This is a genomic window from Oryzihumus sp. (assembly GCF_036391795.1).
GTDB lineage: Bacteria > Actinomycetota > Actinomycetes > Actinomycetales > Dermatophilaceae > Oryzihumus.
Window position 1 is genome coordinate 1 of the sequence record NZ_DASVZH010000111.1, and the last position, 9,147, is coordinate 9,147.

Genomic DNA, 9,147 nt, shown 5'->3' on the forward strand with positions numbered 1-9,147 from the left:
ACGTGGAGTTCCCGGCGGACCAGATGCCCGAGATCTACTACGCACTGCACGTGGACGTCACCGTGGGCGACGCCACCCGCATGCTCACCCTCGAGGTCGAGCAGCACATCGGCGACAACATCGTCCGCGCCATCGCGATGCAGCCCACCGACGGCCTGGTCCGCGGCACCCAGGTGCAGGACACCGGCGGCCCGATCACCGTGCCCGTGGGCGACGTCACCCTCGGCAAGGTCTTCAACGCCACCGGCGACTGCCTCAACCTCGAGGAGGGCCAGACCCTCGAGGTCAACGAGCGCTGGGGCATCCACCGCCAGGCGCCGAACTTCGACCAGCTCGAGTCGAAGACCGAGATGTTCGAGACCGGCATCAAGTCCATCGACCTGCTCACCCCTTACGTCCAGGGTGGAAAGATCGGCCTGTTCGGCGGCGCCGGCGTCGGCAAGACCGTCCTGATCCAGGAGATGATCGCCCGTGTCGCCCGCGACCACGGTGGTGTCTCCGTGTTCGCCGGTGTCGGTGAGCGCACCCGTGAGGGCAACGACCTCATGGTCGAGATGGAGGAGGCCGGCGTCCTCGGCCAGACCGCCCTCGTCTTCGGCCAGATGGACGAGCCGCCGGGCACGCGTCTGCGCGTCGCCCTGTCCGCCCTGACGATGGCGGAGTACTTCCGCGACGTGCAGAAGCAGGACGTGCTCCTCTTCATCGACAACATCTTCCGGTTCACCCAGGCCGGTTCCGAGGTCTCCACCCTCCTCGGCCGTATGCCGTCCGCCGTGGGTTACCAGCCCACCCTCGCCGACGAGATGGGTGTGCTCCAGGAGCGCATCACCTCCACGCGTGGTCACTCGATCACCTCGATGCAGGCGATCTACGTGCCGGCTGACGACTACACCGACCCGGCCCCGGCCACGACGTTCGCCCACCTCGACGCGACCACCGAGCTCAGCCGTGAGATCGCCTCGCTCGGTATCTACCCCGCGGTGGACCCGCTGACGTCGACCTCCCGGATCCTGGACCGTCGCTACATCTCCGAGGAGCACTACAACACCGCGGTCCGCGTGAAGCAGATCCTGCAGCGCAACAAGGAGCTGCAGGACATCATCGCGATCCTCGGTATCGACGAGCTCTCCGAAGAGGACAAGATCCTCGTCAACCGCGCCCGTCGCATCCAGCGCTTCCTGTCGCAGAACACCTACGTTGCCAAGCAGTTCACCGGCATCGAGGGCTCGACGGTTCCGCTGGTCGACACCATCGAGGCGTTCACCAAGATCGCCGACGGTGACTACGACCACGTCGCCGAGCAGGCGTTCTTCATGTGCGGTGGCCTCGACGACGTCGAGCGCCAGTGGGCCGAGATCCAGAAGAACCTCTGACCTCACGTCGAGGCTCTGACGAAGGGCCGGCATCCCAGGGGGATGCCGGCCCTTCGGCATGTCCCTGCCCGAATCGTGTGTCCGGGCGGTGCCCGCTCGCTAGGGTCCGGTCATGCCCGAGTCGCCGCAGCAGTTCCACGCCCGCGCCCTGGCTGCCACCGACGAGCAGCGCCGGCTGACCTTCGGCGAGATCCCGTACTGGGAGGTCTTCCCGTTCGAGGCCGAGGGGCTGCGGGTCAAGCCGCTGGAGGACCTGACCCTCCCCGAGCCGCCGCGCCACGGTGAGGGCGGGGCCGACTGCTCCGCCTGCGCGCACGCCGCCGACGCCGCCGCGGACGAGGTATGGCGCAGCGAACGATGGCGGATCATCCTCCAGGGCCCGAGCGGGTCGCCCCTCATGCTCCTGGCACAGCCGCTGGCCCACCACGACCTGGGCGACCTGCCCGACGAGCTGGCGGCCGAGATGGGGGTGCTGCTCGTCCACCTCACCCGCGCCATCGAGGCGCTGCCCCAGGTGGGTCGCGTGCACGTGGCCAAGTGGGGAGACGGAGGAGCGCACCTGCACCTGTTCGTCTACGCCCGGCCCAAGGGCATGTTGCAGCTGCGCGGCACGATGATGGCGGTCTGGGACGACTTCCTGCCGCCCGTCCCGGTGGAGGTCCGCGACGAGGACGCGCGCACCGTCATACGCGCGCTGACGGCGTCCCTCGGTGGGCGGGCGCTCGGGGTCGCTGCAGGCTGAGGCCGTGTGCGGGAAGGCCTTGTGCGCCAGTTAGACTGCGCGGACACGATCGTGAGCGGAGGACCCCGTGAGTCAGTTGAAGGTGGAGCTCGTTGCCGCAGACCGCAAGGTCTGGGAGGGCGAGGCCCGTCAGGTCAGTGCGCGCACCGTTGACGGTGAGCTGGGCATCCTGCCCGGGCACACCCCGCTGCTGGGCGTGCTGGTGACCGGCGAGGTTCGCATCGAGTCCACCTCCGGTGACAAGCACGTCGCCACCGTGGACGGGGGTTTCCTCTCGGTCGACCACGACCACGTCACCATCGTCGCCGAGGCGGTCGACGCCTCCGGCATCTCGGCCTGAGCGGGTCGTGAGCGGCTGGCTTTTCCCCAGCGAGCTGCTGGTTGCTGCCCTCATCGCCACCGCCCTGGTGATCATCGGGGCCACGTTCGCCCGGCGCCGCACCATCGCCCGTGGCGAGCCCCTCGTGGTGTGCGCCGTGCGCGACCCCGACGGAGGCCGCTGGCGGGTCGGTCTGGCCCGCTACGGCGCCACCGGCCTGGACTGGTTCACCCTCGGTGGCCTGTCGCTGCGCCCCTCACGGCACTGGCAGCGCACGCTGCTCGAGATCGGACCGCCGCGCCGGCTCCCGCCGGAGGACCAGCTCGACGTGCTGCCCGACGCGGTGGCCGTCGCGTGCCGCTGTGACGACCTGCTGTTCGACCTCGCGCTCTCGCCCGGCCCCTACACCGCACTGCGGTCCTGGCTGGAGGCCTCACCGCCGGGCTTCAACGTCAACGTCGCCTGACGGGACAGCGCCCCTCGCCGAGATCGACGAAACCCACACCACCGCCGTGTCGTGGTGTGGGTTTCGTCGATCTGGGGGGCTCAGCGCCGGGCCGGGGGCTCCTCGCGGCCGCCGCCGGGCTGCCACAGGACGTCGCCACCGGCACCGAGGTTGGCCACCCGCGCCAGGATGAACAGCAGGTCCGAGAGCCGGTTGAGGTAGGTCGCGGTCAGCGGGTTCACGCCGCCGGGACGCTCGTCGTCGCCTGGCTGGTCGCCGTAGGCCTCCAGTGCCGCCCACGTGGTGCGCTCGGCCCGCCGAGTGACCGTGCGGGCGACGTGCAGGTACGCCGAGGCGGGGGTGCCGCCGGGCAGGATGAAAGAGCGCAGCTTCTCCAGCTCGTCGTTGTAGGTGTCGCAGTCGGCCTCGAGCTCGTCGACCCATCGCTGCTGGACCCGCAGCGGCGGGTGCTGGTAGCTCGCGGCGAGCGGTGTGCACAGGTCGGCGCCGACGTCGAACAGGTCGTTCTGCACCCGTGTCAGCGTCGCTCGCACGTCCTCGCGCAGGTCGCCGCACGCCAGGGCGACACCGATCGCGCTGTTGGCCTCGTCGGTGTCGGCGTACGCGGCGAGCCGCACGTCCGTCTTGCTCGTGCGGCTGAAGTCGCCGAGCGCCGTGGTGCCGGTGTCACCGGTCCGGGTGTAGATCCGCGTCAGGTTGACCATGGCCCGAATGCTCGCAGATAGGCTCCTGTCCCGTGATGGAGAGGTTCCGCGTCGTCGGTGGTGCGTCCCTGCGTGGCGAGGTCGCCGTGGTGGGCGCGAAGAACAGTGCGCTCAAGCTCATGGCAGCGGCCCTGCTGGCCAGCGGCCGCACGCGGCTGACCAACATGCCGGCGATCCTGGACGTGACGATCATGGCCGAGCTGCTGCGCCGCCTCGGCTGCGAGGTCGACTACGACGCCGAGGCCGGGGTCGTCGAGATCGACGTCCCGCAGGTGATCGGTCACCGCGCCGACTACGACCTCGTCCGCGCGCTGCGCGCCTCGATCTCGGTGCTGGGCCCGCTCGTCGCCCGGTGCGGCGAGGCCGACGTGGCGGTCCCCGGCGGTGACGCGATCGGCTCCCGCGGGCTGGACCTGCACGCCGCCGGGCTGGAGACCCTCGGCGCCACCGTCCACGTCACCCACGGCTACCTCATCGCCGAGGCCCCGAACGGCCTGCACGGCGGGGAGATCCGGCTCGACTTCCCCAGCGTGGGGGCCACCGAGAACGTCCTCATGGCGGCGGTCCTGGCCCGGGGTACGACCGTGCTGACCAACGCCGCCCGCGAGCCCGAGATCGTCGACATCGCCGAGATGCTCACCGGGATGGGGGCGCGGATCCGCGGCGCCGGCACCTATGTCATCGAGATCGAGGGGGTCACCGAGCTCGCGCCGACCGAGCACGCGGTGGTCGCCGACCGGATCGCGGCCGGGACGTGGGCCTTCGCCGCGGCCACCACCCGCGGGGACGTCGAGGTGGTCGGGGGAGTCGCCGCCCACCTCGGTGTCGCGCTCGACCAGCTCAGCGGGGCAGGCGCCACCGTCACCACGACCGACCGGGGGTTCCGGGTGTCCGCCGGTGGCGCGCGGCTGAAGGCGTTCGACGTGGCCACGCTGCCCTACCCGGGCTTCCCGACCGACCTGCAGCCGTTCGCGCTGGCCTACAACGCGGTGGCCGACGGCAGCGCGATGATCACCGAGAACCTCTTCGAGGCGCGGTTCCGGACGGTCCAGGAGCTGGCGCGGCTCGGCGCCGAGGCCCGGGTCGACGGCCACCACGTGATGCTGCACGGCGTCGAGCAGCTCTCCGGCGCCCCGGTGGAGGCCAGCGACATCCGCGCCGGGGCCGCCCTGGTCATCGCCGGGCTGGTGGCCGAGGGGGTGACCACCGTCAGCGGTGCGCACCACATCGACCGCGGCTACGCGGGCTTCGCCGCCGCGATGCAGGGGCTGGGTGCCGACGTCACCCGCGAAGCCGACGACGCGCCATACCTCTGAGGCTTCTCCCAGCCCGGGGGCAGGGCCGGACAGGCCGGCGCTCCCGGCGTCGGGACTCGGGTCGGCGCAGGACGTGACCCGATTGTTAGGGCGTGGTGACAACCTTCACGCCCCGTGGTGCGTCAGTGTTGGCAACGGGGCGATCGTGCGGCGAATGGGGGGCCAGGCATGACGGCAGATGTGGGGGCGGTGTCGTCCGCGACGCTGGAAGAGACCCGGCACGGGTGCGAGGTGGTCGTCCGCGGCCGCCTCGACGTGCACACCGTGGCCGACCTGCGTGCGCGCCTGCACGAGGTGCTCGACCGGGGAGAGGGCGACCTGCTGGTCCACCTCGCCGGGGCCGAGGTGGGCGACGCGACCGGGCTGGGGGTCATCGTCGGGGTCCACCACCGAGCGCGGCAGCTCGGCCGCCGGCTGGTCCTCGTCGACGTCTCGCCGCGGATGGACCGGCTGCTGCGCGCCTCCCGGCTCCACCGCGTCCTGGCCCGTGCCGACGGGGTGGGCGGCGCGACCACTGTGGTGCCTCTCACCGCCTGAGTCCCTCCCGCCCGGCGGTTACCCGCGGGTACGTTCTGGCCATGGGAGAACGCAGCCGTCCGTGGGTCATGCGCACGTATGCCGGTCACTCCAGTGCCGCGGCAAGCAACGAGCTCTACCGCCGCAACCTGGCCAAGGGACAGACCGGGCTCTCGGTCGCGTTCGACCTGCCGACGCAGACGGGCTACGACCCCGACCACGCCCTCTCCCGCGGTGAGGTCGGCAAGGTCGGCGTCCCGGTCTCGCACATCGGCGACATGCGCGCGCTCTTCCGGGACATCCCGCTCGCGGAGATGAACACCTCGATGACCATCAACGCCACGGCCATGTGGCTGCTGGCGATGTACCAGGTGGTGGCCGAGGAGCAGGCCGAGGCGGCCGGGCAGGATCCCGCCGAGGCGGTGCGGGCCCTCGCCGGCACCACCCAGAACGACATCATCAAGGAGTACCTCTCGCGCGGGACCTACGTCTTCGCGCCCGCGCCCTCGCTGCGGCTGATCACCGACATGGTGGCCTACACCGTCGCCGAGATCCCCAAGTGGAACCCGATCAACATCTGCAGCTACCACCTGCAGGAGGCCGGCGCGACGCCGGTGCAGGAGATCGCCTACGCGATGAGCACGGCGATAGCGGTCCTCGACGCCGTGCGCGACTCCGGGCAGGTGCCGCAGGAGCGATTCGGCGAGGTCGTCGCGCGGATCTCCTTCTTCGTCAACGCCGGCGTGCGCTTCGTCGAGGAGATGTGCAAGATGCGCGCCTTCGTCGAGCTCTGGGACGAGCTGACCCGTGAGCGCTACGGCGTGCAGGACCCCAAGCACCGGCGGTTCCGCTACGGCGTGCAGGTCAACTCCCTGGGCCTGACCGAGGCCCAGCCGGAGAACAACGTCCAGCGGATCGTGCTGGAGATGCTCGCGGTGACGCTGTCCAAGGACGCGCGGGCCAGGGCGATCCAGCTACCGGCGTGGAACGAGGCACTCGGCCTGCCCCGACCGTGGGACCAGCAGTGGTCGCTGCGGATGCAGCAGGTGCTCGCCTTCGAGTCCGACCTGCTGGAGTACGACGACCTCTTCACCGGCAGCCACGTGGTCGAGGCCAAGGTGGCCGAGCTCGTGGCGGGCGCCAAGGCCGAGATCGACCGGGTGCAGGAGATGGGCGGGGCAGTCGCGGCGGTCGAGTCCGGCTACATGAAGTCGGCCCTCGTGGCCTCGCACGCCCGGCGGCGCCAGCGGATCGAGTCCGGCGAGGACGTCGTCGTCGGCGTCAACCGGTTCACCACCACCGAACCCAACCCGCTGACCGCCGACCTCGACACCGCGATCCAGACCGTGGACCACGCGGTCGAGGCGCGCGCCGCCGACGCGGTGGCGGCCTGGCGTGACGAACGTGACGCCGCCGACGGCGGACGCGCCGCCGTGGACGAGGCCCTGGAGCGTCTGCGCGCCGACGCCGGCAGCGGCACCAACCTCATGGCCGCCTCGCTCGCCTGTGCCCGGGCCGGGGTGACCACGGGGGAGTGGGCCGGCACGTTGCGCGAGGTCTTCGGCGAGTACCGCGCCCCCACTGGGGTCTCCGGCTCGGTCGGGGTGAGCAGCGGGGAGACCGCCGACTCCGCCCTGGTGCGGGTGCGCGAGCAGGTCCGGGCTACCGGCGAGGAGCTCGGTGGCCGGCTGCGGCTGCTGGTCGGCAAGCCCGGCCTGGACGGGCACAGCAACGGTGCCGAGCAGGTTGCGGTGCGTGCCCGGGACGCCGGCTTCGAGGTGGTCTACCAGGGCATCCGGCTCACGCCCGAGCAGATCGTCGCTGCCGCGGTGGCCGAGGACGTGCACTGCGTCGGCCTGTCAGTGCTCTCCGGCTCGCACATGGAGCTCGTGCCGCAGGTGCTCGACGGCCTCAAGGCCGCCGGGGTGCACGACGTCCCGGTCATCGTCGGCGGGATCATCCCCGAGGGCGACGCGGCCCGGCTGCGCGCGCTCGGCGTCGCTGCGGTGTTCACCCCCAAGGACTTCGGCCTCACCGACATCATGGGCGAGATCGTCGCGACCATCCGGGCCGCCCGCGGGCTGCCGGAGCTCGCCGAACCGGTGCCCGCCTGAGGAGTCCGAAGGGATGGTGGGCATGCCGCCGGCCCGGCCGTCTCGGGGCCGGGTGCCGGGGGGGCGCCTCAGGTGTGCCAAGTGACCCCGGTGCCGGTGACGGTCGCGGTCCAGCCGCGCTGGTGCACGATCGTGTGGTGCCGCCCGCACACCAGGGTGCGCTTCCCCCGGTTTCTTGGAGGCCGGTGGGTGGATTCGGCCGTATGGGCCGGTGGCGCTGTTCATCGGGCGAGCCCGTCGCCCTCATTGAGCGCCGGACCGCAGGCGGGGTCAAGGCGCTTTTCCTTGACGCCGCCGAGGACCGGGGCAGCCTTGGAGGTGGCGGGGACGGCCGGGTCGTGTCCGGCGAGGTGGTGGGCCTCGAACTCCAGCGGGCTGCGCCAACCGAGCGCGCGTTGGAGGCGGGTGGGGTTGTACCAACCCTCGAGGTAGGACAGCAGGGCGACTTCGATGTCCTCGCGGGAGTGCCACCGTCGCCGGTCGATGAGCTCGATCTTCACGGTGCCGAAGAAGCTCTCCATCATGGCGTTGTCGTAGGCGTCGCCTCGGCTGCCCATGCTGGGCCGGATCCCGGCCTCGAGCAGGTGTTGGCCGAAGGCGTAGGCGGTGTACTGGCTGCCCTGGTCGCTGTGGTGGATCAGACCCCGGTGATGGGTGCCGCGACGTTGGAGCGCCATGAGCAGGGCGGTCTCGACGAGCGCCAGGTTGCGCACGTCGCTGACCGACCAGCCGACCACGGTGCGGCTGAACGCGTCGAGGACGCAGGCCAGGAAGAGCACGCCACCATCGAGGCGGATGTGGGTGAAGTCGGCGAGCCAGAGCTGGTTGGGTGCGCCGGCACGGAAGTCGCGGTTGACCAGGTCGGGCGCCACTCTGGCGGAGGGGTCGGACTCGGTGGTCCGGAAGTACCGGGACCGGTAGGCGCCCTTGAGGCCGGCCTGGCGCATGAGCCGCTCGACCCTCTTGCGCCCGACCCGGACCCCCTCGCGGGCGAGCTGGGCATGCACCCGGGGGGAGCCGTAGGTGAACCGGGAATCCACCCAGATGGTGGTGATCCGCTCCGAGAGCGCCCGGTCCTGCTCGCGCCGCGCAGCGGGACGCCCGAGCCGGGCCCGGCGGTAGTAGTACGTGCTCGGGGCCATGCCCATCACCTGGCACAGCGGCCCGACCCCGAAACGAGCCCGGTAGGTCTCCACGAACCTCACCGCGACGTCTCGCTCCGCCGAGCTGGGTCGAGCTCCTGGGCGAAATAGGCACTGGCCAGGCGCAGGATCTCGTTGGTCCGGCGCAGCTCGGCGACCTCAGCGCGCAGCCGCCGGATCTCGGCGTCCTTCTCCGCCGGGGTGGCCAGCTCATCCTGCGGCACCCGATCGGGGGTCTGCGCCTTGCGCACCCACTTGCGCAGCGTCTCGGGATTCAGGCCCAGCTCGAGAGCGACCGAGGCGATCGGCCGACCCGTGGACAGGACCATCTCCACGGCACGTTGGCGCACCTCCAGCGGGTACTTCAGGGGCGATCGAGGCATGGTGGCCTCCCTTCCGCTCGGCCCTCAGACCAAGCATCAGGGCCTCCAGCTTTTCGGGGGAAGGTCAGGGCG

10 protein-coding genes are annotated in these 9,147 nt (G+C 71.3%); 7 read left to right on the forward strand and 3 right to left on the reverse strand.

From position 1 onward, the window contains the following. The 4 genes from atpD to VF825_RS06650 form a co-directional block, all read left to right on the forward strand. A partial coding sequence (gene atpD / locus VF825_RS06635) for a F0F1 ATP synthase subunit beta (RefSeq protein WP_331111428.1) occupies positions 1 to 1,373 on the forward strand: 1,373 nt, incomplete at its 5' end. A 112-nt stretch (positions 1,374 to 1,485) separates the two neighbouring features. Continuing rightward, a complete protein-coding gene (locus VF825_RS06640) occupies positions 1,486 to 2,115 on the forward strand; it encodes a hypothetical protein (RefSeq protein WP_331111430.1) in 630 nt (209 codons plus the stop codon). A gap of 67 nt (positions 2,116 to 2,182) precedes the next feature. Next, positions 2,183 to 2,455 (forward strand): F0F1 ATP synthase subunit epsilon, encoded by a 273-nt coding sequence (locus tag VF825_RS06645; RefSeq protein ID WP_141789123.1) that lies wholly within the window; start codon positions 2,183 to 2,185, stop codon positions 2,453 to 2,455. 7 nt (positions 2,456 to 2,462) lie between these two features. Then, positions 2,463 to 2,900, forward strand: a complete 438-nt coding sequence (locus VF825_RS06650) for a DUF2550 domain-containing protein (protein WP_331111432.1) — start codon at positions 2,463 to 2,465, stop codon at positions 2,898 to 2,900. Between the two features lie 80 nt (positions 2,901 to 2,980). Here the strand turns inward: VF825_RS06650 and VF825_RS06655 are convergent, their stop codons facing one another. Next, a complete protein-coding gene (locus VF825_RS06655) occupies positions 2,981 to 3,604 on the reverse strand; it encodes a cob(I)yrinic acid a,c-diamide adenosyltransferase (protein WP_331111434.1) in 624 nt (207 codons plus the stop codon). A gap of 35 nt (positions 3,605 to 3,639) precedes the next feature. Here VF825_RS06655 and murA point away from each other — a divergent pair, with 35 nt between their 5' ends. The 3 genes from murA (at position 3,640) to VF825_RS06670 (ending at position 7,550) form a co-directional block, all read left to right on the forward strand. Beyond that, positions 3,640 to 4,920 (forward strand): UDP-N-acetylglucosamine 1-carboxyvinyltransferase, encoded by a 1,281-nt coding sequence (gene murA / locus VF825_RS06660; RefSeq protein WP_331111444.1) that lies wholly within the window; start codon positions 3,640 to 3,642, stop codon positions 4,918 to 4,920. 168 nt (positions 4,921 to 5,088) lie between these two features. Beyond that, positions 5,089 to 5,457, forward strand: a complete 369-nt coding sequence (locus VF825_RS06665) for an STAS domain-containing protein (RefSeq protein WP_331111436.1) — start codon at positions 5,089 to 5,091, stop codon at positions 5,455 to 5,457. 41 nt (positions 5,458 to 5,498) lie between these two features. Next, on the forward strand, positions 5,499 to 7,550 hold the full coding sequence (locus VF825_RS06670) for a protein meaA (protein ID WP_331111438.1): 2,052 nt from the start codon (positions 5,499 to 5,501) through the stop codon (positions 7,548 to 7,550). 221 nt (positions 7,551 to 7,771) lie between these two features. Here VF825_RS06670 and VF825_RS06675 read toward each other — a convergent pair whose 3' ends face one another. Next, complete coding sequence (locus tag VF825_RS06675; protein WP_331111440.1) at positions 7,772 to 8,755, reverse strand: IS3 family transposase; 984 nt, start codon at positions 8,753 to 8,755, stop codon at positions 7,772 to 7,774. Next, positions 8,752 to 9,075, reverse strand: coding sequence for a transposase (locus VF825_RS06680; protein WP_331111442.1), 324 nt, complete (start codon positions 9,073 to 9,075; stop codon positions 8,752 to 8,754). Before VF825_RS06680 ends, VF825_RS06675 begins: the two co-directional genes overlap by 4 nt. Positions 9,076 to 9,147: the final 72 nt, after the last annotated feature.